The organism is Pyxidicoccus sp. M15, from assembly GCF_056858435.1.
This window is the reverse complement of sequence record NZ_CM166495.1, coordinates 9,688,552-9,713,206: the sequence shown is the minus strand read 5'-3', so window position 1 is coordinate 9,713,206 and position 24,655 is coordinate 9,688,552. Positions and strand designations below refer to the sequence as shown.

Sequence of the window (24,655 nt, the reverse complement as noted above, 5' to 3'; positions counted from 1 at the left end):
CCCGCGCTTAGGCTTCTCCTACACGGAGGAGTACACCCAGGATGGCAACCTCGCTGCTCGCGACGGACGGCTACAAGTTCAGCATGGCGGAGGCGGGCTGGCCCCTGCGCCAGGAGACCTTCTACTACTCGCACCGCAAGGGCGGCCTCCAGGTCATGCCGCTCGACCTGGCCGCCTACGTCAAGGCGATGCTCCCCGACCCGAAGCCCGAGGACTACGAGTTCCTCGCACGCTACGACTACGAGATGGGCGTCGGCTTCAAGGCCGCCATCCTCCGCAAGGAGAAGCTCACCGTCCGCGCGATTCCCCGCGGAGCCCTCTTCTTCCCGCGCGAGCCCATCCTCACCGTCACTGGTCCCTCCGCCCTGGTGTCCTGGGTGGAGCCGCTGCTCCTGCAACTCAACTACCGCATCCAGGTGGCCACCCAGGCGCTCGCGGACCGTGACGTGCTCGCCCGCGCGCTCGCCACCGTCACCTGCGAGGAGCAGAAGGCCATCGCGCTGGAGACGCTCGACGCCGTCGGCGTGAAGGCCGTCCCCATCACCGTCGACACGGAGGGCTACCTGCGCCGCGTGCGCGCCACCGTGAAGGAGCTCATCGACATCGTCGAGGACCCGGCCCGCATCTTCGAGGTGGGCCTGCGCGCCGCCACCTGCATGGAGCACCACGAGCTGGCCCTGCGTGCCTGCAAGGAAGCGGGCGTCCAGCGCACCTCCAATGTCGAGGGTGCGCGCAGGATGGGGATGATTCCGGTGGGCACCATGGGGCACGAGCACGTGCAGCGCTACGGCTCGGACGATGCCGCCTTCCGCGCCATGCGCGAGCGCCGGCCCGGCCGCTCCAGCTACCTGCTGGACACCTTCGACACGCTCACCTCCGGCATCCCCGCCGCCTTCCAGCTCATCCGCGAGGACCCGAGCGCCCAGGACTCCATTCGCTTCGACTCGGGCAACAAGAAGCTCCAGTACCTCTACGCCGTGACGCGCGCGCGCGACATGGGCATCCGCCCCGTCAACATCCTCGAGGACGGCCTGGACGCCCAGGCCACGCGCGAGTTCGAGGACCTGCGGCGCCAGGTGGACTGGGAGCCGTCCGCGCAGTTCTACGGCTACGGCGGCCACATCGTCGCCCGCACCATGGACTGTCCCTTCACGAGAGACCGCGTCGCCGCCATCTACAAGCTGTCCAGCACGGGCCGCACCCCGGTGATGAAGTTCGGCAACGAGCTGGCGGAAGGCAAGCAGAGCGTCCCCGGCACGCCCGTCCTCTTCCGTCGCCGCCATGGCTCGGGGCCCATCGGCCTCGTGGGCCAGGAGGGCGAGGCCGTGCCCGAGGGCTACTTCCCCCTCATGGACAGCGCGGCCGAGGCCCCGTCGCTCGTGGGCGCGCAGGAGGTCTCCGCCGACGCCCGCATCGGCTACACCCCGGCCACCCAGGCGCTCGTGGAGGAGCTGACGCGCCGCCACTTCCCCAAGGGCCGCTAGAGAGAGAGAGAGGACGCCATGCCCCTGCCCATGCCCCGCTTCCACGAGGACACGCGCGCCGGCCAGCTCTACCTGGAGCGCGGCGCGGAGGTGGCCGAGGAGGCCCGCCGCTACGCCGCCGAGCACCGCATCCGTCCCGCCCGTGAGGACGGGCTGCGCATCGCCGCCTTCGGCATCGACGTGCAGGTGGCCTTCTGCACTCCCGGCGCCAGCCTCTTCGTCCCCGGCGCCGTCGAGGACACGCAGCGCGCGCTGCGCTTCCTCTACGCGCACCTGGACCGCATCACCGAGCTGGTGTTCTCGCTCGACACCCATCGCGCGTTTCAAATCTTCCACCCCGCCTGGTGGCGCGACGCGGAGGGGCGGCCACCCGCGCCCCTGTCGGTGATTACGGCGGCGGACGTGCGGGCGGGGCGCTGGCAGGCCACCCGCTTCCCGGAGGAGAGCCTCGCCTACTGCGAGCGGCTGGAGGCCACCGGCCGGTACGTGCTCACCATCTGGCCCTTCCATGCCCTGCTGGGGGGACTCAGCCACGCGCTGGTGCCCGCCGTCTACGAGGCCAGCCTCTTCCACGCCCTGGTGCGCGACACGCCCACGTGGTTCGAGCTCAAGGGCGAGCACCCCCTCACCGAGAACTACTCCGTCCTCTCGCCCGAAGTGACGGAGGTGAAGGGGCAGAAGGTGGGCGAGTTCAACACGCGCCTCTTCGAGCACCTCATGTCGTTCGACCGCGTGTACGTGTTCGGCCAGGCCAAGTCCCACTGCGTGCTGTCCACGCTGGCGGACCTGCGGCAGCACATCGAGCGGACGGACCGCTCGAAGATGGGGCGCGTCTTCATCCTGGAGGACGCCATGAGCCCCGTGCCGGCGCCCCCGCTGGACCCGCTGCCTCCCGCGCTGGACTTCCCCCGCGTGGCGGACGCGGCCCTGCGGGACTTCCGCGCGGCGGGCATGCGCGTGGTGCGGACCACGGATTCGCTCGACGGCTGATTCCCTTCCCGCCCCGGTGTCACACCGGGTGGGGCTACCGCCCGCTCTTGAGGCGCGCCGCGGCCCAGCGCGCCGAGGCCTCGCAGAGCGCCTTCGACGCGGAGTCCTCCGGGCGGGCCTGGGTGGACAGGTCCACCACCTCGTGGAAGAGGTCCAGCTCCAGCCCGTCCTTGCGGTCCACGCAGCCGGCGAAGAGCACCACCGGCGTGCCGTGCTCGCGGGCCAGCCGCGCCAGTCCGCCCGGGCCCTTGCCCAGCGACGTCTGCCGGTCGAAGCGGCCCTCGCCCGTGAGCACCACGTCCGCCATCAGCACGCGCCGCTCCAGGCCCAGCGCGCGCGACACCAGCTCGTAGCCGGGCACCAGCCGCGCGCCCGCCAGCGCAACCAACCCGAAGCCGAAGCCTCCCGCCGCGCCCGTGCCGGGCCAGCCCGCGGACGTCGCGCCCACCACCGAGGTCAGGTGCGCCAGCGCCGCCTCCAATTCCTCCACCGCCGCCGCGTCCGCGCCCTTCTGCGGTCCGAAGAGGTGCGCGGCCCCGTCCGGCCCCAGCAGGGGAGACGTCACGTCCGTGGCGCCCAGCACCTCCACCGTCCCCAGCCGCGGGTGCCGTCCGCTCGCGTCCACCTTCACGAGCCGCGAGAGCGCCGCGCCACCGGGAGGCAGCGGCTGTCCCTGGGCGTCCAGGAAGCGGTAGCCCAGCGCGGTGAGCGCGCCCGTGCCGCCGTCCGTGGTGGCGCTGCCGCCCAGCCCGACGATGAGTCGCTCGCAGCCGGAGTCCAGTGCCGCGCGCAGCAGTTCGCCCGTGCCGTACGTGGAGGCGTTGCGCGCGTCCAGCTCCTCGGGCGCCAGCCGCGACAGGCCGGAGGCCGCGGCCATCTCCACCACCGCGACGCGCCCGTCATCGAGCAGCGCCCAGTGCGCCTCCACGGGCGCGCCCAGCGGCCCCCGCACCACCTGCGTGCGGCGCTCGCCCCGCGTGCCCGCCAGCAGCGCGTCCACGGTGCCCGGGCCGCCGTCCGCCAGCGGCGCGACGTCCAGCACCACCTCCGGCGAGGACTCGCGAATGCCCTTCGCCATCGCCTCCGCGGCCTCGGCGGAGGTGAGCGTGCCCTTGAACTCCTGCGGTGCGACGAGCCAGCGGGGAGAAATCACGGGGAGGGCACCGAGTCCTTCCTGGGAGCATCCGAGGGCGTGGCGGCAGGCGGGGCGGGGCGTATGTCCAGCCCGCCTTCGGGCAGGGCCAGCGACTCGCACCGCTCCTCGAGTCCCAGCTCCACGCAGCGCTCGTCCGAGCGGCACCGGCCGCGACAGGGCAGCGGCAGGCAGTAGCCCGTCTCCGCGTCGCACGTGGTGCCCACGGGACAGGTGGCGTAGCAGCCCCCCGCGGCACGCTGCGCGGCGGCGCTGCCCATGGCGATGCTGGTGTTGACGAGCGCGTTGACGACGGCCCCGTCCGCGCCCCGGCAGCCGGCAAAGACAACCAGCGCGATGAGCCACCGACGCTTCCCTGCCGCCCTCATCGTGCTCCGCTCTCCCGCCATGGCCTGAGTCCCGGTGTATCACTCCGCCGGCCTTCCGGATCCGCGGTTCGGCATGCCAGCGACACAGGTATTCTGGAGTTGCGGTATTGCCCTGAATCCAGACGCGAAATCACGTTTCCTCCGTGTCCGCGGCGACCCGGGCCTCCGCGTGCCAGTCCAGCAGGGGGCGGGGGGACTTCAGGGAGGGCGCCACGCGCTGGGAGATGCGCTCCAGGCGCTCCAACAGTGCGCCCACCGTCTCGGCCGGCTGTCTGGCCGGGCCGCGGATGCGCTCGCAGAAGAAGGTGCGGCAGCCGAAGGGCCGGTCCGCGTACACGGTGCAGCGCAGGCCCGCGGCGTCCAGGTAGGGACAGCCTCCGTCCTCACGCGGTGGCGGCAGCGGGCGGCCCCGGGAGAGCAGCTCCCACTCCGGCTGCCACAGCCAGGGCTGACGGCCGGTGCGCGCCAATTGGCAGCACTCACCACTGGCCGGGCAGGAGAAGGGAGCGTACGCCGCGTCCGCCTGGCGGTAGACGGTGCGCACCTCCTTCAGTGCGCGCTCCCGCTCCCGGGTGCCCCCTGTTGGCGAGTCGTCATCCTGCGCGTCCCAGTCCCGCGTCCGCATGGCACCGCTGTTCTCGCACGTCTCCCGGGCCAGGGTCGACGTGCCGGGTGGGTTGTCCTCAGAGCACCCGGAGCACGAAGCACTTGAGGTAGCGCGTCTCGCGCAGGTTCAGCAGCACGGGGTGGTCCCTCCCCGCGCCGCGCCGCTCGATAATCTGCACACGCCGCTTCGCGTCCGCCGCGGCCGAGGCCAGCATGTCCTCGAAGGCCTGCTCGTCCACGTGGTACGTGCAGCTCGCGCTGATGAGGACGCCGCCGGGCCTGAGCAGCTGCATGGCGCGGAGGTTGATTTCCTTGTACCCGCGCAGCGCGGCGGCGATGGCGTCCTTGTTCTTCGCGAAGGACGGCGGGTCCAGGACGATGGTGTCGAAGTGCTTGCCCTCGTCCACCGCGTCGCGGAGGAAGTCGAAGGCGTTGGCCACCACCACGTCCAGGTTGGTCAGCTTGTTGGCGGCGGCATTCTCCCGGAGCTGCGCGGCCGCGGCGTCGGAGATTTCAATCGCCGTCACCGTCTTTGCCCGCGTGGCGAGCTGCAGCGCGAAGCCGCCCACGTAGGAGAAGCAGTCCAGCGCCTCGCCGTGGGCGTAGTGCGCCGCCATGACGTGGTTCTCCCGCTGGTCCAGGAAGGCGCCCGTCTTCTGGCCCTCGAGCAGGTCCGCGCGCATGCGCACCAGGCCCTCGTCGAAGGACACGGGGCCGGGCACTTCGCCGCGCAAGAGGCCCTTCTCCGGGGTGAGCCCCTCCAGGTTGCGCACGCCCACGTCCGAGCGGTTGATGATGCCGCGCGGGTGGAACTGCGCCTCCAGCAGGTCCACGAAGAGCGCCTTGCGCTGCTCCGTCGCCGGCACGAGGAACTGGACGCTGAGGTAGTCGCCGTAGCGGTCCACCACGAGGCCCGGAATCCCGTCCGCCTCGCCGTGGACGAGGCGGTACGTCTTCTCACCCGGCAGCGCGCGGCGGCGCAGCTCGTCCGCGGCCAGCAGGCGCTGGCGGAAGAAGTCCGCGTCCACCGCCACGTCGTCGAAGCTGAGCCAGCGCAGCGAAATCTTCGACTGCTTCGAATAGAAGGCCTTGCCGAGGAACCAGCCGCGGCTGTCCGTCACCCGCACCACCTCGCCGCCGGCGAGGCCCGGGTCGCCGTTGAGGTCCGCGCGGTAGATCCACGGGTGACCGGCCTGCCAGCGCTCGACGCCGCGGCGCACCAGGGACACCTGGGGCAGGCCGTCGGGGCCGATATCCGGCGTGGTGCGGTCCGGGGCGGGCTTCTCCGGGCGGCCGTGGGGCCGGTTGCGGCCCTGCTGCGGGGAGTTGCGGCCCTGCTGCGGAGAGGAGGGCCTCCCACCGCGGTGGGGATTCGGGGGCTTGGGGGAGGTGGGCATGGCGTTCGCGGCGTATACTCGCAACCCGCGTGAGATACGAGTTGCTCCTCCAGACGATGACGCCGGGTGTCCCCTACGAGCCGGAGAAGGTGGACGCCCTCCTGGCCGAGCGGCGGGTGGCCGCCCGCCCGGATGGGCTGCGCGTGTGGCACCTGCGCGGCGGCGACGTGGAGGTGGGCGAGCTGCGAGAGGGCGGCCAGGTGGTGGCCACCGAGCTGCGCGTGCCGCTGTCGGACCGGCCGGACCTGGTGCGGGAGGTGGTGACCGAGGCGGCGACGCTGGCCGCCGCCGCCGGGGCCCGGCTGGTGGATCCGCAGCTTGGCCGCTCGCTGTCCGCCAACGACGACGGCGTCGTGGTGGAGCAGTACATGCGCACCGCCTGGTACGCGGGCCACGTGGCCGGCGTCTCCGAGGCGATGGGCACGGTGAGCTCCTCCGCGGCCACGCGCGAGTCGCGGGGCTTCATGCCGTCCGGGCGCCTCGTCCTCATCGCCGTCGGCGTGTTGTTCGCCCTGTACCTCGTGGTGGACTCGCTCCTGTCGAACCTCGGCGGGAGGTAGGCGCCGCCGGGCCGGTTGTCCGGCGCGGGCGCTCCCGGCGCGTTAGGTTGGGGGCGTGTTCAAGTACCTCCTGCTGGCCTTCACCGTGGTGCCCTTCATCGAGCTGTACCTGCTGCTGGCCATTGGCCGGGAGGTGGGCTTCCTGCCCACGCTCGCCATGGTGCTGGTGACGGGGCTGGTGGGCGCGTGGCTGGCCCGGCGGGAGGGCGGCCGCGTGCTGCGGAGCTGGCGCGAGTCCATGGCCCGGGGCCAGGTGCCCGAGGAGGGCATCGTCAGCGGCGCGCTGGTGCTGGTGGGCGGCGCGCTGCTCGTGGCGCCGGGCGTGTTCACCGATGTAACGGGGCTGCTGCTGCTCATCCCTCCGACGCGCCGCTTCGTGGCCGCGCGGCTGCGCAAGTCCCTGGAGCGCAAGGTGCGGGACGGCTCCGTGCGCATCACCACCGTGGGGATGGGCGGCTTCGGTGGGGCTCGGGGGCCGTTCGCCGGGGGCACCTTCGAGGAGGTGGCTCCGCGCTCACGTCAGGGCGGCACCCGGGCCGAGGTGGACGCGGAGTTCACCGAGGACAAGCCGCGGCACTGACGGAGGGCACGCGGAGCTCAGCCGCGCGTGCCGACGCGGGTGCCGCCGAGGTTGGTTTCCAGCGTGGTGGAGCCCGCCCGCCAGGGACGCGCCTGCTGACGCACCCAGCGCCCGGCGCGGGCCACCAGCGCGCAGGCCACCAGCAGCGCCAGTCCCACGCCCAGCGCGGCGGGGAGGCCCAGCGTGGGCCCGATGCGCCCCGCCAGTCCGGCGATGTCCGCCCAGCCGTAGACCACCGGCAGGTGCAGCACGTAGACCCAGAGCGACAGTCGGCCGAGCGGGGCCAGCAGCCCGCTGAGCCGCCGCGGCGCCAGGTTCACCGCGCCCAGCACCATCAGCCCCTGGCCCACCCGGTACATCACCATCCACGGGCTCGTGGCGCTCCAGTCCGGCGGCAGCACCTGCGTCAGCGCGAGCAGCCCGGCCCCCAGCGCCAGCAGCGCGAGGCCCTGCGGCCAGCCCGGACGCAGCAGGTGCAGCACGTGCGCGGCCAGCGCGCCCGCGAAGAAGAAGCCCGACCAGGGGAAGAAGGGGAAGCGGCTGCCCTCGGCGCTGCCGATGAACTGCTGCACCGGCCCGGGCAGCCCGGCGCCCAGGCGCCACATGGTCGCGCTCACCAGGGGGATGCCCACCGCCAGCGCGAGCAGCACCCCCGCCCGGCCCCAGCGGGGCGGCGCCATCGCGAGCAGCGTGGAGCCGAAGAGCAGCGCGAAGCCGATGCACTGGAGCGCGTCGAAGGAGAGGACGTGCGTGAGCATCTGCTCCGTCCACCCCATGCCCCGCACCGCGCCCCAGCCCGGCCAGTGCAGCAGGTAGCCCAGGAACAGCAGCAGCAGTGCCCGGCGCACGCGGCGCCCGTAGATGTCGCGCGCCGCCGTGGGCTTCGTCCCCAGCGCCGCCACCACCGCCCAGCCGCTCACCAGCAGGAACAGCGGCGCGGTGACGCCCCGGAAGGCCCAGTAGTGCTGCACCCAGGGCAGCGCGCGCGCCGCCGGCGTCAGCAGCGCGTCCAGCGTGTGCCCCATCACCATCGCCAAGACAGCCAGACCGCGCGCCCCATCCAGTCCTGGGTGGCGGGTGGGCTGCTTCTCGAAAGTGAATGAGGGGCCGAGTCTCTTCACGCGACCCGGAGCATAGGACGATGTGCGGGCCACGTCTTGAAAACGCACAAAACGAGTGTGGCTCTCTTCACTCCGGGGACAGACGCCCGGACAGGTCGTGTGGTGCTACATGTCTGGGTATGCGACCGACGCGACGCTTCCTCCTCTCCCTGCTGCTCGTCCTGCCCGGCATGTCCGCCCGGGGCGCGGCCGGTGACGACTGGCTCGGCCCGGACAAGGCGAAGCACTTTGCCGCGTGCACCGTCCTCGCGGGCGCGGGTTATGGCGGGGGTGCGCTCCTCTTCGACGCGCCCTCGGCGCGGTGGCTCACCGGCGCGGGGCTGGCGATGGGGGCCGGGCTGGGCAAGGAGCTGTACGACACCCGGAGCGGAGGCTCGGGCTTCTCCATGAAGGACCTGGCGTGGGACGCGGTGGGGACGGCCACGGGGCTGGGCGTGGCGTACCTGGTGGACCGGTTCGTCTTCGGGCGGGAGGAGCCGGCGTCGCAGCCCGTGGGCCTACGGACCGTTGCCCCGCTCGTCCTCGACGGGCATGGCGGCGCGCGGGTCCTCGGCGGGCGCGGCGGCGGTGCCTCGCGCCTTGCGCTCGACGAGCTGCACCAGCTTCTCGCGCTGAAGGCGCGGGTCCACCATCAGCATGGCGCCGCCCCGGCCGTCGCCGCTGGTGACGAGCACGGTGACCTGCCCGCGCGGGCACTGGTTCATGCAGCCGGTGGGCAGGACGCGGACCTGCTCGGACAGGCCCCGCTCGGCGAACGCACCCTGGAGCCAGCGCGGCAGGTCCAGGCCCCCGCCTCGCGCGCCACCGCGCATGAGGCACTTGCGGCACACGAGGACCTCCACCTCCCGCGCCGTGCCCACCGCTTCATCCCCGCCGTCGTCCTGCATCCATCCTCCTCCGCCATGGAGTCTCGGGCGCCCGATGCGCCGCTGCGCGTTCCGCTGACGGCTTCGGGAGCCGCCTGGAGCAAAGGAGTTAGCCGCGCGCCCACCTCCCCGCAGCCATGGCCCGCCCGAGCGTGCGCCGGACGGGCAGGGGGGCGCTCCAGGCCCCGGGTGTGCTGATGGGTACGGAAAGTCCGGATGACGGTGCGACACTGCGTCGGGAAACGCTTCGCGCGCACCTGCTGGTAGCGTCCCGACCCATGCTTCGACACCGTCCGCTCTCGCTCCTCACGTTGTTTGCCCTGGGCGCCACCTCGCTCCCCGCGTGCGAGCGCAGCCCGGAGCCCGTGCCGACGCCCGCGCCCGCCGTGGAGGCTCCCGTCGCCGCGAAGCGGCCCGCGCCGAAGCCGCTGACGCCCGAGCAGCTCGGCCACTTCTTCCTGCCGCTGCCGCCGGCGAAGGACGCGAAGCCCGCGCCGAAGGACACCGAGGCCCAGGTGGCGCTGGGGCGCATGCTCTACTTCGAGCCGCGCCTGTCGAAGAACCACGACGTGTCCTGCAACACCTGCCACGGCCTGACGACGTTCGGCGTGGACAACAAGCCGCTGTCGGACGGGCACAAGGGGCAGAAGGGCACTCGCAACTCGCCCACCGTGTACAACGCCGCCGGCCACATCGCGCAGTTCTGGGACGGGCGCGCGGACACGCTCGAGGCGCAGGCGCAGGGCCCCATCCTCAATCCGGCGGAGATGGCCATGCCGGACGAGAAGCGCGTGGTGGCCACGCTGGCCTCCATCCCCGAGTACACCACCCGCTTCCGCGAGGCCTTCCCCGGCGAGAAGCGGCCGGTGTCGCTGGCCAACGCCGCGCGCGCCATCGCCGCCTTCGAGCGCCGGCTCACCACGCCCTCGCGCTTCGACCAGTACCTCACGGGTCGGCACGACGCGCTCTCCGCGCAGGAGCAGCGCGGCCTCCAGCTCTTCGCCAGCACCGGCTGCACCACGTGCCACAACGGCCCGGCGGTGGGCGGCACGTCCTTCCAGAAGCTCGGCCTGGTGGAGGACTACCCGGGCCTCACGGACGCCGGCCGCTTCGACGCGACGAAGAACGAGGACGACCGGGGCAAGTTCCGCGTGCCCACGCTGCTCAACGTGGACAAGACGGGCCCCTACCTCCATGACGGCAGCGTGACGGACCTGCCCACCATGGTGCGCCTCATGGCGAAGCACCAGCTGGCGCGGACGCTCACGGACGCCGAGGTGGACGACCTGGTCGCCTTCCTCAAGAGCCTCACCGGCGAGCTGCCCGCCCAGGAGCTCATCTCCGCGCCGCCCCTGCCGGCCAGCACGAAGAAGACGCCCAAGCCGGACCCGTCGTGAAACGTGCGTGGCGCCCCGCGCGTTGCTAAGCAGCGGGGTCCATGGACCGAATGTTCTTCTACGCCCACTCCGGGCTGCGCTACCTGGTGCTGCTCGCCGGGGTGCTGGCCCTCGCCTACTTCGCCTTCGGGCTCGCCACGAAGCGACCCTTCGACAAGGGCGGGCGCATCCTCGGCGCCTCCTTCGCGGGCCTGCTCCACACCCAGGTGCTGCTCGGCATCCTCGTGCTGGTGACGCGCATCTACTACCCCGCGCTCATCGGCCACATCGTGCTGATGGTGTTCGCGGCCGCCACGGCCCAGGTGGCCATGTCCGTCAACCGGCGCCGCCCCCAGCCGGGCTTCGTGCTGCCCCTGATGGGCGTGGTGCTGGCCCTCGTCTTCATCGTCGGCGGCATCATGGCCATCGGCCGCGGTGTGTTCACCACCACCGCGATGTGAGGCGGGCTTGGCGCGAGCGCACCGTCCCTGTTGGGGAAAATGCTGCGCTCGCGCGGGCCTCGCGGCGCAAAAGCTGCGTCGGCCTCGCGGCTCTGTCCGGATGTCTGCCCGCATGTTGGCAAGCGGGCATCCTGGCCCCCTCATTGCAGTCGTGCCCCAGCGTGCCGGGCAGTGAGCCCGGCCACTCCTGGAGGGGCACGCGGCGATGCGGATACAGGCCCTGGGTGGACGAAGGCCCGCGCGCGGGCTCTCCCCCGTCATTCAGCTCCTCGTCCTGCTGGCGGCGCCCGCCGCGCTGGCTCAGGGCGCCTCGCAGGGCGCGAAGCTCTTCGCGCAGCGCTGCGGGAGCTGCCACTCGGTGGGCGAGGGCGACCGCGTGGGTCCCGACCTGCACGGCGTGCTGGAGCGCCGTGACGAGGCGTGGGTTGCCCGCTTCCTGAAGAGCCCGGGCGCGCTCATCGACTCCGGCGACGCGGTAGCCACCGGGTTGCTGAAGCAGTTCAATGGCGTGCGCATGCCGGACCAGGAGCTCTCCGAGGAGGAGCGCGCCGGCCTCTTCGCCTTCTTCCGCGACTGCACGGCGAAGGGGAAGGGGAGCTGCCGGCCGTCACCCACCGCGAAGCCGGGGACGGACGCGACGCCGGAGGAGGTCGCCCGGGGCCGTCAGCTCTTCGAGGGCACCCAGGCGCTGTCCCACGGCGGACCCGCGTGCCTCGGCTGCCATGACGTGCGCGGGCTGGGCGTGGCCGGTGGCGGCACGCTGGGCCCCAACCTCACCTTCACCTTCGCGCGCCTCGGAGACCGGGGGCTGACCCCGCTGCTGGCGAAGCTGGACACGCCGCTGATGCGCGAGCTGTACGCGAAGACGCCCCTCACGGAGGAGGAGCAGTACGCCGTGAAGGCGTACCTCGCGGATGTCTCGCGCGACGGCAGCCGGCCGCGCCAGGACAGGGACTTCTTCTTCCTCGGCGTCGTCGGGCTCATCGCCGCGCTGGGATTCATCGGACTCGTCTGGGGGCCGCGCGGGACGGACCCGCGCGCCCACTGACGGCGCTGCTCGTGCGAGGCAACCCGTGAGCGACTCCCTCCTCTTCTCCTTCCTTCCCTACGCGGCCGCCATCGCCGCCGTGGCGGGCACGGTGCACCGGGTGACGGTGCGCGCGCCGGCACTGGCTCCCGGTGAGCCCTGGACGCCCGCGGGCCGCGCGGTGCTGGCCGGCGGCGTCACCGTGGTCCTCAACCACCTGCTGGGACTGGCCGCGCCCCGGGCGATGCAGGCCTTCGTCGCGTCCCCGGCGCGCCTCTTCACGCTGGAAGCGGTGAGCCTCATCGGCGGCATGCTGCTGGGCTGGGGGCTGCTGAGCCTCACCCTGCGTCGCGCTCGCGAGGGGCAGTGGGTGCTGGCCGGCTTCCTCGGGCTGGTGCTGGCGCAGGTGCTCACGGGGCTGCACATCGCCGTGGCGCTGCGCTGGGGCTCCGCCTGGTACCTCCACCTCGCGGTGCCGTACCTGCGCTCGCTGCTGAGCTTCCAGCCGGACGCGACGCTGATGGAGAAGGCGCCGCTCGTCTTCCAGGTCCACACCCTGGCCGGCTTCGTGCTGCTGGCGCTGGCCCCGTTCGCCCGCGAGCGCAAGGCGGCGGCCCCGGCGCGGGTGCCTCCGGCCTCGGAGTCGAACCTGCTCGCCACGCCCCGGGAGGAGACCGCCCGCTGAAGCGCGCGGCCCACCGCCATGAACGACGCCTCGACTCGCCTCTCACGTCCCACCCGCGCCGCCGGCCACGCGGGCGCGCTGCTGGCCCTGGCCCTGGCCGGGTGCAGCGGCCCGGTGAACAACCAGCAGGGCTACATGCCCGAGCAGCCCGTGGCCTTCTCCCATGCCGTGCACGCCGGCCAGTACGAGCTGGACTGCCAGTACTGCCACGTGGGCGCGGAGAAGAGCCGCCATGCCGGCGTGCCTGCCTCCAGCGTGTGCATGAACTGCCACACGCAGGTGAAGACGGACTCGCCCGAAATCCAGAAGGTGGCGGCCGCGGTGGCGAAGAACCAGCCCATCGAGTGGGTGCGCATCCACCGCCTGCCGGACCATGCCTTCTTCAACCACGCCAGCCACGTCACCGCGGGGCTGGCGTGCCAGACGTGCCACGGGAAGGTGCAGGAGATGGTGCGCGTGGAGCAGGCGGAGCCCATGACGATGGGCTGGTGCCTGGACTGCCACCGCAAGACGGCGGCGGAGCAGGTGTCCGCGCCGCCGCCTTCCTCGCCGCGCTCCGGCGAGCTGCTCGCCCTGTCCACCCGGGCCCCGGCGCCCGCGCCGCTGAAGGCTCCCCGCATCCTGCAGCCCCCCACGGACTGCTCCAGCTGTCACCGCTGAGGACCTCCTCCATGTCCGACCCACTTCCGAAATACTGGCAGAGCCTGGCCGAGCGCGCCGGCACGCTGCCCGAGCACACGCGCAACGAATTCCCCGAGGAATTGCCGGTGGGCGTGGCCGCGGTGCCCCCGGACGCGAGCAGCCGCCGCGACTTCTTCAAGGTGATGGGCCTGAGCGCCGCCGCCGCCATGGTGGCCTGCCAGCGCGCTCCCGTGCAGAAGGTCATTCCCTACGTCTCACGGCCGGACGAAGTCACCCCGGGCCTGTCGCTCTGGTACGCGTCCACCTGCAACGGGTGCAGCGCCCAGTGCGGCGTGCTGCTGAAGACGCGCGATGGGCGCCCCATCAAGGTGGAGGGCAACGACGAGCACCCCGTCTCGAAGGGCGGCGTGTGCGCGGTGGGACAGGCGTCCGTCCTCTCCCTCTACGACGCCAGCCGCGCCCGCTTCCCCTCGCTGTCCTGCCAGCGCACCGCGTGGGCGGCGCTGGATGGGAAGGTGACGGACGGGCTGCGGCAGGCCGCCGAGGCGGGCATGTCCATCCGCCTGGTGCTGCCCTGGGTGATGGGGCCCACGGCGGAAGCCGCGGTGAAGCGCTTCCTCACCGCGTACCCCACGGCGCGCACGGTGCGCTACGAGCCGCTCGGGGAGCTTGCCGCCATCGGTGAGGCCCACCACGTCACGCACGGCGTGCGCGTGGTGCCCGACTACCGCTTCGACAACGCGAAGGTCATCGCCAGCTTCGGCGCCGACTTCCTCGGCACCTGGGTGTCGCCGGTGGCCTTCACCCGCCAGTACACCGCCGCGCGCGACGCGGCCGGCACGCGGGACATGGCGCGGCACTACCAGGTGGAGCCGGTGCTGACGCTCACCGGTGCCGCGGCGGACCGGCGCTTCGTCGTGTCCCCGTCCGACGTGACGCCCGCCCTGGCCGACCTCGTGCGGCGGCTGGCGCGCAAGGCGGAGCGTGAGGTGCCGGCAGTCGCGTCAGTGCCCGCGCCCGCGCTGGACGAGGCCGCGCTGGAGGAAATGGCGGAGGCGCTGTGGGCGCAGCGGGGCAGGGCGCTCGTGGTGGCGGGCGGTGACGACGTGGCCGCGCAGGTGCTGGCCAACACGGCCAACGCGCTGCTGGGCAACGAGGGCCGCACGGTGTCGGTGGCGGACGGCGTGGCGCTGGACGCGGACGCGCTGACGTACGGCGAGCTGCTGTCGGAGCTGCGCGCGGGCGGCGTGGGCGCGGTGCTCTTCCTCGGCGTCAACCCCGCCTACGCGGACCCGCGCGGCGACGAGCTGGGAACGTTGCTCAAGTCCGTGCTCCTCACCGTGGCCACCAACGACAGGCTGGACGAGACGGCCACCCTGGCGCGCTTCCATGCGCCGGACGTCACCGCCCTCGAGTCGTGGGGCGACGCGGAGCCCCGGCGCGGCGTGGTGTCCCTGCGTCAGCCGGCGGTGGCGCCCCTGCACGACACCCGCCCCGTGGTGGAGTCGCTGCTCCTCTGGGCGGGTGCTCCCCGCTCGCATTACGACTTCCTGCGCGAGCGCTGGCAGGCGGAGGTCTTCCCGCGCGCGGGCGTGGCCGGACAGGACTTCGGCGCGTTCTGGGATGATGCCGTGCGCCGGGGCGTGGTGATGCTGCCCGCGACGCCGGTGGCCGCGCCGGCCTTCCGCGAGGACGGGCTGGCGAAGGCGCTGGCCGGTGTGGCCCGCGCGTCCGCGGACTGGGAGCTGGTGCTGTACCCCACGGTGGCGCTGCGTGACGGCGCTCCCGCCAACAACGGCTGGCTGCAGGAGGTGCCGGACCCCATCACCAAGGTGACGTGGGGCAACCCCGCCTGCATCGCTCCGGCGCGCGCGAAGGCGCTGGGCCTGTCCGACGGCGACGTGGTGCGGGTGCGCTCGGGCGCGAGGACGGTGGAGCTGCCGGTGCTCATCCAGGCGGGCACGCACCCGTCCGTCATCGCCGTGCCGGTGGGCTACGGCCGCACCAAGGCGGGCCGCATCGCGGATGGCATCGGCGCCAATGGCTACCCGCTGGCCTCGGTGGTGGGCGGCCAGTCCCGGCGCTCGGTGCCGGGCGTGACGGTGGAGGCCACCGGCGAGAAGCAGCCCCTGGCCCTCACCCAGACGTACCACCGGCTCGACGGGCGTCCCCACGTGCGCGAGGCGGAGTTGGCCGCGTTCCTCGCCAACCCGCGCGCGGGCAACGAGGAGCATGACGCGCACGGCGGCAACGGCAAGCACCCGCTCTCCATCTGGTCCGGCCACGAGTACAAAGGCCACCGGTGGGCGCTGGCGGTGGACCTGAGCGCGTGCACGGGCTGCTCGGCGTGTGTAGTTTCCTGCCAGGCGGAGAACAACATCCCCAGCGTCGGGCGCGACGAGGTGCTGCGCTCGCGCGAGATGCACTGGATGCGCATCGACCGGTACTACGCCGGGGACGACGCCAACCCCCAGGTCGTCCACCAGCCGATGATGTGCCAGCACTGCGAGAATGCGCCGTGCGAGACGGTGTGCCCGGTGCTCGCCACGGTGCACTCCAGCGAGGGGCTCAACCAGCAGGTCTACAACCGCTGCGTGGGCACCCGGTACTGCGCCAACAACTGCCCCACCAAGGTCCGCCGCTTCAACTGGTTCGACTACAAGCACGACGAGCCGCTGGAGCGGATGGTGCTCAACCCGGACGTCGTCGTGCGCAGCCGCGGCGTCATGGAGAAGTGCTCCATGTGCGTGCAGCGCGTGCAGGAGGCCAAGGCCAGCGCGAATCGCGAGGGCAGGCCCCTCCGGGACGGCGACGTGCAGACGGCCTGCCAGCAGAGCTGCCCCGCGAAGGCCATCCACTTCGGAGACCTGAACGACTCCGGCAGCGCCGTGGCGAAGCTCGCGAAGGACGGCCGCGCCTTCCGGCTGCTGGAGGAGCTGAACATCGGGTCGTCCATCACCTACCTCACGAAGATCCGCAACGCCGGGTCGGGAAGCGAAACATGAGCCACCAGCACCTGTCGCCGCTGCGCGTGCCGCTCGTCAGCGAGGCGCGCAGCCTGGGCCAGCTCACCGAGGAAATCTGTGCGCCCATGGAGCGTGCCCCCACCTGGCGGTGGTGGGCGGCGTTCGCGGTGGCGGTGTCGATTCTGGGCACCGGCGCCGGCATCGTCGCCTACCAGGTGGGCACGGGCATCGGCGTGTGGGGCCTGAACAAGACGGTGGGCTGGGCCTTCGACATCACCAACTTCGTGTTCTGGGTGGGCATCGGCCACGCGGGCACGCTCATCTCCGCCATCCTCTTCCTCTTCCGGCAGAAGTGGCGCACCAGCATCAACCGCGCGGCCGAGGCGATGACGCTCTTCGCCGTCATGTGCGCGGCGCTCTTCCCCGTCATCCACATGGGCCGCCCGTGGCTGGCCTTCTGGGTGCTGCCGTATCCGAACTCGCGCGGCAGCCTGTGGGTGAACTTCCGCTCGCCGCTCTTGTGGGACGTGTTCGCCATCTCCACCTACTTCACCGTGTCCGCGGTGTTCTGGTACGTGGGCCTCATCCCCGACCTGGCCACGGTGCGCGACAGGGCGAAGGCCGGCCTGCGCAAGGCCGTGTTCAAGGTGCTGTCGCTGGGGTGGACGGGCTCGCACCGGACGTGGAGCCGCTACGAGACGGTGTACCTGCTGCTCGCGGGGCTGGCGACGCCGCTCGTCCTGAGCGTGCACACCATCGTCTCCATGGACTTCGCCACGTCCGTCATCCCCGGCTGGCACACCACCATCTTCCCGCCGTACTTCGTGGCCGGCGCGGTGTTCAGCGGCTTCGCCATGGTGCTGACGCTGATGATCATCACCCGCGTCGTGCTGGGCTACGAGCACCTGATTACGATTCGGCACCTGGAGAACATGACGAAGGTCATCATCGTCACCGGGGGCCTGGTGTCGCTGGCCTACGGGACGGAGGTCTTCGTCGCCTGGTACTCGGGCAACCCCTACGAGCGCTTCGCCTTCCTCAACCGCGCCTTCGGTCCGTACGCCTGGGCCTACTGGACGATGGTGACGTGCAACGTGGTGTCGCCGCACCTGTTCTGGTTCAAGAAGGTGCGCACCTCGCCCGCCGCCATCTTCGCCCTGTCGCTGGTCATCAACGTGGGCATGTGGTTCGAGCGCTTCGTCATCATCGTCACCAGCCTGCACCGTGACTTCCTGCCTTCGAGCTGGTCCATGTACACGCCGACGATGGTGGAGGTGGGCACCTTCATCGGCACGTTCGGCCTGTTCTTCACCCTGTTCCTCCTGTTCGTGCGCGTGTTGCCCATCATCTCCATCGGCGAGGTGAAGAGCGTGCTGGGCTTCGCGCGGGACACGCACGGCGAGGCGGCCGCCCCCGGGCCCCGCAAGGTCGCGCCCGTCGCCGCGGAAGTCGTGCCCGCGCCTGCGTTGGCCCTCGCCACCCGAAAGGATGTCACCGTATGAGCGCCCCCGTCCTCGTCGGCTACTTCGACAGCGAGGAGAAGGTCCTCGGCGCCACCCGCGCCATGCGCGAGGCCGGCTACGTCCTGCACGACGTGTACACGCCCTATGCCGTGCATGGCCTGGACGAGGCCATGGGCCTGAAGCCCAGCCGCCTCACCTGGGTGTGCTTCGGGGCGGGGCTGCTGGGCGGCTCGCTGGCCCTGGCGCTCCAGCTGTACACCAGCGTGGTGAGCTGGCCGCTCAACGTGGGCGGCAAGCCCTTCAACTCGTTCCCCGCCTTCATCCCCGTGGCGTTCGAGCTGACGGTGCTCTTCGCGGCCCTCATCACCGTGGGCTCCTTCCTGGCGCGCGTGAAGCTCTTCCCGGGCAGCCGCCGGGTGGCGCTGCCCCGGGTGACGGATGACCGGTTCGCGATTGCCCTGGAGGCACGCGAGCCGCCCGAGGGCGCGTCCCTCGCGGAGGAGTTGCTGCGCCGACACGGCGCGGTGGAGACGGCCCGGATGGAGGTGGCGTCGTGAGGAAGGTATTCCCCGCGGTGGTGGCCCTGGCCCTGGCCGCCGGCTGTGAGCAGGACGAGACACGGCCCAACTACGAGTACGCGCCGGACATGGTGTCCTCGGTGCCGTACGACAGCTTCGCGCCCAACCCCAACACGTCGGATGGCAAGACGCTGCTGGGGCCGGCGAAGGGCACGGTGCCGCGCGGGCACCAGCCGCTGCACCTCGCCGCCGGCCCCGAGGAGGCGGTGCGGGCCGGGCGCGACTTCAAGAATCCCTATCCCGCCACGCCCGAGGTGCTGGCGCGCGGCCAGACGGCCTTCCAGCGGTATTGCAGCCCGTGCCACGGCTCGGGCGGGCTGGGGGACGGCCTGGTGACGGCGCGCTTCCCCATGCCGCCGTCGCTGCTGGCGGAGCATGCGAAGGCGCTGCCGGACGGAAAGGTGTTCCACATCATCACCCATGGCCAGGGGCTGATGCCGGCCCATGGCTCGCAGGTGGCGCCGGAGGACCGGTGGAAGATCGTCCACTACCTCCGGACGCTGCAGAACCCCGCGCGGACGGCGCGGAAGGACGTGCCATGAGCGCCCCCGTGCATGAGGTACCTCCGGCTTCGGGCGGAGGCTTCGAGGTGGCCCCGGCCGTGCGCCGCGCGGCTCTGGCCCTGGCGGTGGCGGGCCTGGGGACGCTGGCCGTGGGGCTGGCGCTGCACCCGGCCCGCGCGCTGTCCAGCCTGCTCACCAGCGGCTTCTACTTCCTGTGCCTGGGCCTGGGCGGCACCCTGTTCCTGGCGCTGATGTACGTGGCCAACGCGGGCTGGTTCACCGTCTTCAAGCGCATCCCGGAGGCGTTCGCCGCCTACGTGCCCTGGGGCGCGGTGCCGCTGCTGGTGCTGGTGCCCTTCGCGCCGAAGCTCTACCTGTGGGCGCGGCCCGGCATCATGGAGACGGACCACCTGCTGCACCAGAAGGCGGCGTTCCTCAACGTGCCGTTCTTCGGCGTGCGCATGGTGCTGATGCTCGCGCTGTGGACGGGCTTCACGTGGATGCTGAGGCGCAACTCGCTGCGGCAGGACGTGGAGCGGACGGAGGCGCAGACGAGGCGCAACGTGGCGGTGTCCGCGGTGTTCCTCGTGAGCTTCGGCCTGACGTTCTGCCTGGCGGCGTTCGACTGGCTGATGAGCCTGGAGCCGCACTGGTTCAGCACCATCTACGCGCTCTACAACGTCGCGGGGCTGCTCAGCTCCAGCGTGTGCGCGATTACCGTGGCCGCGATTCTGCTGCACCGGGCGGGCGCGCTGCCCCAGCTCAACTCCAGCCACCTGCATGACCTGGGCAAGCTGATGTTCGGCTTCGCCACGCTGTGGGCCTACCTCTGGTTCTCGCAGTTCCTGCTCATCTGGTACGCGAACATCCCGGAGGAGACGGTCTACTTCATCGCGCGGATGCACGGCGGGTGGGCGGTGCCGTTCTATCTGAACCTGGTGCTGAACTGGGCGCTGCCCTTCGTCCTGCTGCTGCCGCGACCGGCGAAGCGCAGCCCGGCGCACCTGCTGAGGGTGGCGGCCGTGCTGCTGGCGGGGCGCTGGCTGGACCTGCACCTGATGGTGGCTCCGGCGAACCACCCAGAGGGCGCGGGGCTCGGGGTGTACGAGGTGGCGGCCTTCCTGGGCGTGGGTGCGCTCTTCACTCTGGCGGTGACGCGCGCGGTGCGCTCGGCGCCCATGATTCCCGCGGGGGACCCGTACCTGGTGGAGAGCCTGCACCACCACACGTGACAGCTGACCGTGGGCCGCGGACCGCCAGGCAGCTGCTGCCCGGAGGCCTGGACCGCGCGGTCCCGGGAGTGGCGCCGCCCGACCTCCTCGGCGGGCGGCGCCGCGTCTTTTTCAGGGCAGGTGCCCGGAGCTCCTGCGCCGCCGCGCGAGCGGCACCTGGGCCGTACGTCAGGGCAGGTGCCCGGAGCTCCGGCGCCGCCGCGCGAGCGGCACCAGCAGCAGCACGAGCAGGGCGGCGAGGCCCGGCGCAGCGCCGCAGCCGCCGCCGCCAGAGTCCGAGTCGTCGTCGATGCGGATGGGGCCCGCGTCCGTTCCGCCCGAGCTTCCACCGTCGCTGCCCATGCTCGGGCCCGCGTCCGCGGAAGTCCCGGCATCACCGGGGCTTCCCGTGCCGGCGTCGCTGCAATCCCCCAGGGAGTGCTCCAGCGCGCCGAGGCTGTAGTCAGACCCTGTCGGCCGGGGCCGCGCGCAGTAGTCCTCCGTCACCGAGGCTCGCGCCGCCGCCGCACCGATGAGCTGCGAGACATCCCCCTTGATGCGCAGGTCGCCAGCCAGCGGCGCCTGGTACCAGGAGGACCACGTGCCCGTCGCCACGTTCATCAGGTTGGTGCCCGCGACGAAGCTCCCGGTGTCGCGGTCCCGAATCACCGAGGACATCACGTTGCCATGGGCCCCGCCGGTGCTGGAGGCGAAGCGGAAGTCCACGCCCTTGGTTTCGATGAGGGTGTTGAACAGCACCTGCGTGTTCTTCGCCTTGTTGAGATAGATGGCCACGTCCGAGCAGTTGATGACGACGTTGTTCACCAGCACGCCATCCGAGTGCTCCGGGTCGCAGGGCACGCTCGGGTCGAACTTCGGCGCGCAGTACTCGTTCCCCGTGCCGCCGCCGCCGAAGGACAGGCCGATGCGCGTGTTCCCCGCCGCCGCGTCCTTGGTGCAGATGACGAGGTTGCGCTCGAAGACGCCCCGGCGACCTCCGCTCTTCATGAAAGCGCCGTAGGAGATGCCACCCGCCTTGGCGAAGTCGTGCACGTAGTTGTCCCGCACCACCCAGTCGTCGCCGGTGTCGATGTTGAGCTTCGTCACCGGGGTGCCCGTGTTCCGGGCGCGCGTGTCGTAGACCTCGTTGCGCTCGATGAGGCCCCGGTGCGGCATCTCGTAGACACCGCTGCCGTTCTTGCTCGCGTTCACCTTGAGCTGCGCGTTGAAGTTGCGGACCCGGCTGTTGCGCAGGACGAAGTTCTCCGCGTGTCCGGTGACGTGGAAGGCGTGCTCGCAGCTGCTGTCCTGCGCGCACACGCCCTCGATGTCCAGCCCGTCGAACGTCCAGTAGCGGCCGGAGACCTTGAAGCCCTCCGTGGCATTGAACCGGATGTGCGCCGCATGCCGGTTCGCCGCGCGTACGACGATGGGCTGCAACGCGGTGCCCTCCGCTGAACACCCGAGATTCTGGCTGACGTCATAGGTGCCGTCCGCGAGCACAATCTCATCGCCGGCCTGTGCGGAGGAGAGCGCGGACTGGAGCTGGGAGACGTTGGCGACGTTCTTCACCGCCGCGAGACTGGGGCCGGACAGCAACAGCAGCACGGCCAGGGACAAGGGACGCATGGGGGGTTCTTCCTCAAGGGGGGAGCCCTGATGCTATTCAGTTACGTGAGGATTGATACATGACTGTGCGTGTGGCGCTGCTGGGCCATGGCTTCGCGGGAAGAACATTCCACGCTCCGCTGATTCGGGCGGTGCAGGGGCTGGAGCTGCGCGTCGTCGCGTCCAGCCAGCCTGAGAATGTGCAGGCCCGGCTGCCGGGCGTGACGGTGGTGGCGTCCGCGCGGGAGGCCGCCACGCACCCGGACGTGGACCTCGTCGTCATCGCCACGCCCAACGACAGCCACGCCCCACTGGCCGAGGCCGCGCTCCGGGCAGGCAAACACGTCGTCGTCGACAAGCCCTTCACCGTCACGCTGGCGGAGGCGCGCGCGCTGTGCGCGCTGGCGGAGGAGCGGGGCCGGATGCTGTCGGTGTTCCACAACCGGCGGTGGGACAGTGACTTCCTCGCGCTGCGGGCCCTGCTCGCGGACGGAGCCTTGGGGCGGGTGACGCATGTGGAGTCGCGGTTCGACCGCTTCCGTCCCGAGGTCCGTCCGCGCTGGCGAGAGCAGGCGCGGCCGGGCGCGGGCGTGTGGTTCGACCTCGGCCCCCACCTGGTCGACCAGGCGCTTCAGTTGTTCGGGCTGCCCGACACCGTGGCGGCGGCCCTCGGGCGACATCGCGAGGGAGCGCAGGTGGATGACTGGTGCCAGGTCACCCTCGCGTATCCGCGGCGGCATGTCGTGCTCCAGGCGTCCATGCTCGTGGCCGGAGGTCTGCCCCGGTTCGCGGTGCATGGCACGAAGGGCTCGTGGCTCAAGCATGGGATGGACTCGCAGGAAGATGGGCTGCGCGCGGACGTGACTCCCGGGGCACCGGGGTGGGGTGAGGACCCTTCACCCGGACGGCTCACGGACGGTGTGACGGGCTCGGTGCGCACCACCGGGGCGCCTCCCGGGGACTACCGTCGCTACTACAGCGGCCTGCGAGACGCGCTGGAGGGCAGGGGGCCCAACCCCGTGACGCCCGCGGAGGCGCTGGCGGTGATGTCCGTCCTGGAGGCCGCGAGCCTGGCGGCGGAGCGCGGGTGTGCGCAGCGGCCGGACCTCACGGCGGCGGAGCAGGCCGCCTTCACGGCCGACGCTTCACCGATGCCGTGAGAAGGGCAACACGCCCATCGGCGGTGTGAGCCCGTGCGTGGGTCGGCGCGCTGCCCGTCGAGCACTTCGCTCGAGGCCTCGCCGGAGCCCGGACGGCCGGAAGCGCAAGAGGGCGTTGCCCGTCGAGCATCTGCCCCCACATCGGGATTTGCTTCCGGGAGCGGCCTGCTACGGTGCCCCTGCCCGCACCTGTCGCGTGCAAGGACCCGTGAGGAACGATTGAGCTCGAAGAAGCCCGGCCGCAATGACCCGTGCCCCTGTGGGAGCGGCCTGAAGTACAAGGTCTGCCATGCCGCCGAGGACCGGGCGAAGGCCGCGCCGCCCCCCGCTCCCGCGCACCCGCTGGCCGCGGACCTCAAGGCCGCGATGGAGATTCTGGGAGACCCGGACACGTCCCGGCTGTCCGGCTGCCTGGTGCGCCTGGGCGCGCTGCTGGCCGAGTGGGGCCCCTTGCCGGGCCTGCGCTTCGACGCGAAGGCGTTCTCCGACCACGTGGGCCCGGAGCTGGCGCGGCTGTCCGACAAGGAGGGCCAGGACGCCACCAGCGCCCGGCGCGAGCTGCTCGTGGGGACGGTGCGCAAGCTGGGCACGCCCGCGTTCCTGGAGGGGCTCGGCACCGCGCTGCTCGCCCGCGCCTCCGAGCCGGGGCTCGCCGCGGGAGACCGGCAGGCCCTGAGCGTGGGCGTGCTGTTCGCCTCCGCGTCGAAGAAGCTCGGCCGCTCGCGCGCGGAGGACAACCCGCTGCTGGACGTGGTGTTCGACGCGCAGTTTCGCGAGTGGAGCGCGAAGCACGCGGAGCTGGTGAAGAAGTACGAGGCGCTCGCTGGCGGCTTCGCCGAGGAGACGCTGCCGCCCGAGGCGCGCGAGGCCCTCCAGCAGGCGCGCGGCGGCGACGTGGACGCGCTGCTGCGCTACGTGCAGTCGGACCCGGGAATCGCCGAGCGCATCGCCCGCGAGGCCCGGGAGCGCGCCGCCCGCGTCGAGGCCCGGATGCGCGAGCCCGCCTCGCCGCCCGTCTTCGCGCCCGAGGAGGAGCTCTGGCTCACCTGCGTCCTCTGGGAGCCGATGCAGGCGCTGAAGTCCCTGCCGCAGGACGCGGAGCCGGCGACGCGGCGGGAGGCCGTGACGACGCTGATGTGCGCGGTGAAGGGCGCGCTCGACGAGGACTTCCTGGCGGGACTGCTGGGGCGCCTGCGGGAGAAGGCAAAGGACGCGGCCGCCGACGAGGCCACCCGCGCGGCCTTCATGGACACCGCCATCGCCTTCGAGGCGGAGCCCGCGCGCATGACGCTCGCCGCGCTGCTCACCTCGCGGCAGGAGGCCGCGGGGCGCTCGGCGGAAGAGATGGTGATGCTCGCCGACCTCAAGGCGCTCACCACGTGGACGCCGGAGACGTTCGAGCCCTACCGGGAGCTGCTGAACGGCATGGGCCTTTCGGCCGCCGCCGCGCGCATCCAGCGCTGCCAGGAGTGGCTGCGCGAGCACCCGGTGACACTGCGGGCCGAGACGGCGTGAGGGACGCGCCCTCCGTCCTTCGCGAAGCACATGGGCTGACTCCAGCCATCGTGGGCCGTCAGCGCTCCGGTCGACGCCGCGTCCGCTTCGCCGCCTCCTGGCGGAGCGCATCCAGGTCCACGTGGTTCACCTTCGTGCACCACTCCTGGACGTGGGCCCGGCATTCACCATGGGTTTCGACCGGATAGGTCCCGATGACCTCGGCCTGATGGTCCCTGGCGTATTGACGGGCCACGGCCAGGCAGCTCGAACAGAAGAGGGACGCCTCCCCGTAGTCGTCGAAGACGTAATCGACCTCGCACGGGAGTCCCTCATTCACGGCCCTCGAGGCATGG

At 72.0% G+C, this 24,655-nt stretch carries 24 protein-coding genes; 16 read left to right on the top strand and 8 right to left on the bottom strand.

Going from position 1 to position 24,655, the window contains the following annotated elements:
* The first annotated feature begins 41 nt into the window (after positions 1-41).
* Together ACX9TP_RS35875 and ACX9TP_RS35870 are read left to right on the top strand one after the other, a co-directional pair.
* A complete protein-coding gene (locus ACX9TP_RS35875; protein WP_482975155.1) occupies positions 42-1,484 on the top strand; it encodes a nicotinate phosphoribosyltransferase in 1,443 nt (480 codons plus the stop codon).
* Positions 1,485-1,502: 18 nt separating this feature from the next.
* Positions 1,503-2,474 carry a cysteine hydrolase family protein gene (locus ACX9TP_RS35870; RefSeq protein WP_482975154.1) on the top strand — a complete coding sequence of 324 codons (972 nt, stop codon included), beginning with the start codon at positions 1,503-1,505 and terminating at the stop codon, positions 2,472-2,474.
* A 34-nt stretch (positions 2,475-2,508) separates the two neighbouring features.
* Here ACX9TP_RS35870 and ACX9TP_RS35865 read toward each other — a convergent pair whose 3' ends face one another.
* From ACX9TP_RS35865 to ACX9TP_RS35850, 4 genes are all read right to left on the bottom strand, one after another.
* The gene (locus ACX9TP_RS35865) at positions 2,509-3,627 is read right to left on the bottom strand and encodes a glycerate kinase (RefSeq protein WP_482975153.1); all 1,119 of its coding nucleotides are present in this window, start codon (positions 3,625-3,627) and stop codon (positions 2,509-2,511) included.
* Positions 3,624-3,995: a hypothetical protein gene (locus ACX9TP_RS35860; protein WP_482975152.1), complete on the bottom strand. Its 372-nt coding sequence runs from the start codon at positions 3,993-3,995 to the stop codon at positions 3,624-3,626. Before ACX9TP_RS35860 ends, ACX9TP_RS35865 begins: the two co-directional genes overlap by 4 nt.
* Positions 3,996-4,125: 130 nt before the next feature.
* Positions 4,126-4,620 (bottom strand): YkgJ family cysteine cluster protein, encoded by a 495-nt coding sequence (locus ACX9TP_RS35855; protein ID WP_482975151.1) that lies wholly within the window; start codon positions 4,618-4,620, stop codon positions 4,126-4,128.
* Positions 4,621-4,678: 58 nt separating this feature from the next.
* Positions 4,679-5,998 carry a class I SAM-dependent rRNA methyltransferase gene (locus ACX9TP_RS35850; protein WP_482975150.1) on the bottom strand — a complete coding sequence of 440 codons (1,320 nt, stop codon included), beginning with the start codon at positions 5,996-5,998 and terminating at the stop codon, positions 4,679-4,681.
* A gap of 29 nt (positions 5,999-6,027) precedes the next feature.
* On the opposite strand from ACX9TP_RS35850, the gene ACX9TP_RS35845 reads away from it, so the two are divergent.
* Both ACX9TP_RS35845 and ACX9TP_RS35840 read left to right on the top strand, forming a co-directional pair.
* Positions 6,028-6,558 carry a hypothetical protein gene (locus ACX9TP_RS35845; RefSeq protein ID WP_482975149.1) on the top strand — a complete coding sequence of 177 codons (531 nt, stop codon included), beginning with the start codon at positions 6,028-6,030 and terminating at the stop codon, positions 6,556-6,558.
* Between the two features lie 55 nt (positions 6,559-6,613).
* Positions 6,614-7,138, top strand: coding sequence for an FxsA family protein (locus ACX9TP_RS35840; protein ID WP_482975148.1), 525 nt, complete (start codon positions 6,614-6,616; stop codon positions 7,136-7,138).
* Positions 7,139-7,155: 17 nt separating this feature from the next.
* Here ACX9TP_RS35840 and ACX9TP_RS35835 read toward each other — a convergent pair whose 3' ends face one another.
* Positions 7,156-8,307 (bottom strand): acyltransferase family protein, encoded by a 1,152-nt coding sequence (locus ACX9TP_RS35835; protein ID WP_482975147.1) that lies wholly within the window; start codon positions 8,305-8,307, stop codon positions 7,156-7,158.
* A gap of 449 nt (positions 8,308-8,756) precedes the next feature.
* Complete coding sequence (locus tag ACX9TP_RS35830; RefSeq protein WP_482975146.1) at positions 8,757-9,146, bottom strand: hypothetical protein; 390 nt, start codon at positions 9,144-9,146, stop codon at positions 8,757-8,759.
* Between the two features lie 257 nt (positions 9,147-9,403).
* Between ACX9TP_RS35830 and ACX9TP_RS35825 the strand changes: the two genes are divergently transcribed.
* The 10 genes from ACX9TP_RS35825 (at position 9,404) to ACX9TP_RS35780 (ending at position 20,058) form a co-directional block, all read left to right on the top strand.
* Positions 9,404-10,522, top strand: coding sequence for a cytochrome-c peroxidase (locus tag ACX9TP_RS35825; protein WP_482975145.1), 1,119 nt, complete (start codon positions 9,404-9,406; stop codon positions 10,520-10,522).
* 41 nt (positions 10,523-10,563) lie between these two features.
* Entirely contained in the window at positions 10,564-10,962 is a 399-nt protein-coding gene (locus ACX9TP_RS35820) for a hypothetical protein (protein ID WP_164002607.1), read from the top strand.
* Positions 10,963-11,167: 205 nt separating this feature from the next.
* Positions 11,168-12,010 carry a c-type cytochrome gene (locus ACX9TP_RS35815; protein WP_482975144.1) on the top strand — a complete coding sequence of 281 codons (843 nt, stop codon included), beginning with the start codon at positions 11,168-11,170 and terminating at the stop codon, positions 12,008-12,010.
* 25 nt (positions 12,011-12,035) lie between these two features.
* Positions 12,036-12,674, top strand: coding sequence for a respiratory nitrate reductase subunit gamma (locus ACX9TP_RS35810; protein WP_482975143.1), 639 nt, complete (start codon positions 12,036-12,038; stop codon positions 12,672-12,674).
* A gap of 18 nt (positions 12,675-12,692) precedes the next feature.
* On the top strand, positions 12,693-13,334 hold the full coding sequence (locus ACX9TP_RS35805; protein WP_482975142.1) for a cytochrome c3 family protein: 642 nt from the start codon (positions 12,693-12,695) through the stop codon (positions 13,332-13,334).
* Positions 13,335-13,345: 11 nt separating this feature from the next.
* Positions 13,346-16,321, top strand: coding sequence for a TAT-variant-translocated molybdopterin oxidoreductase (locus tag ACX9TP_RS35800; RefSeq protein ID WP_482975141.1), 2,976 nt, complete (start codon positions 13,346-13,348; stop codon positions 16,319-16,321).
* A complete protein-coding gene (gene nrfD, locus ACX9TP_RS35795; protein ID WP_482975140.1) occupies positions 16,318-17,784 on the top strand; it encodes an NrfD/PsrC family molybdoenzyme membrane anchor subunit in 1,467 nt (488 codons plus the stop codon). The genes ACX9TP_RS35800 and nrfD overlap by 4 nt, the downstream gene beginning before the upstream one ends.
* The gene (locus tag ACX9TP_RS35790; protein ID WP_482975139.1) at positions 17,781-18,302 is read left to right on the top strand and encodes a DUF3341 domain-containing protein; all 522 of its coding nucleotides are present in this window, start codon (positions 17,781-17,783) and stop codon (positions 18,300-18,302) included. Before nrfD ends, ACX9TP_RS35790 begins: the two co-directional genes overlap by 4 nt.
* Entirely contained in the window at positions 18,299-18,865 is a 567-nt protein-coding gene (locus tag ACX9TP_RS35785; RefSeq protein ID WP_482975138.1) for a c-type cytochrome, read from the top strand. Before ACX9TP_RS35790 ends, ACX9TP_RS35785 begins: the two co-directional genes overlap by 4 nt.
* Positions 18,862-20,058: a hypothetical protein gene (locus ACX9TP_RS35780; protein WP_482975137.1), complete on the top strand. Its 1,197-nt coding sequence runs from the start codon at positions 18,862-18,864 to the stop codon at positions 20,056-20,058. The genes ACX9TP_RS35785 and ACX9TP_RS35780 overlap by 4 nt, the downstream gene beginning before the upstream one ends.
* A gap of 168 nt (positions 20,059-20,226) precedes the next feature.
* Here the strand turns inward: ACX9TP_RS35780 and ACX9TP_RS35775 are convergent, their stop codons facing one another.
* The gene (locus ACX9TP_RS35775; protein ID WP_482975136.1) at positions 20,227-21,666 is read right to left on the bottom strand and encodes a chondroitinase-B domain-containing protein; all 1,440 of its coding nucleotides are present in this window, start codon (positions 21,664-21,666) and stop codon (positions 20,227-20,229) included.
* 59 nt (positions 21,667-21,725) lie between these two features.
* On the opposite strand from ACX9TP_RS35775, the gene ACX9TP_RS35770 reads away from it, so the two are divergent.
* Positions 21,726-22,805 carry an oxidoreductase gene (locus ACX9TP_RS35770; RefSeq protein ID WP_482975135.1) on the top strand — a complete coding sequence of 360 codons (1,080 nt, stop codon included), beginning with the start codon at positions 21,726-21,728 and terminating at the stop codon, positions 22,803-22,805.
* A 219-nt stretch (positions 22,806-23,024) separates the two neighbouring features.
* The gene (locus ACX9TP_RS35765; RefSeq protein WP_482975134.1) at positions 23,025-24,320 is read left to right on the top strand and encodes a YecA family protein; all 1,296 of its coding nucleotides are present in this window, start codon (positions 23,025-23,027) and stop codon (positions 24,318-24,320) included.
* A 58-nt stretch (positions 24,321-24,378) separates the two neighbouring features.
* On the opposite strand, the gene ACX9TP_RS35760 is transcribed toward ACX9TP_RS35765, so the two are convergent.
* On the bottom strand, positions 24,379-24,639 hold the full coding sequence (locus ACX9TP_RS35760; protein ID WP_482975133.1) for a hypothetical protein: 261 nt from the start codon (positions 24,637-24,639) through the stop codon (positions 24,379-24,381).
* Positions 24,640-24,655: the final 16 nt, after the last annotated feature.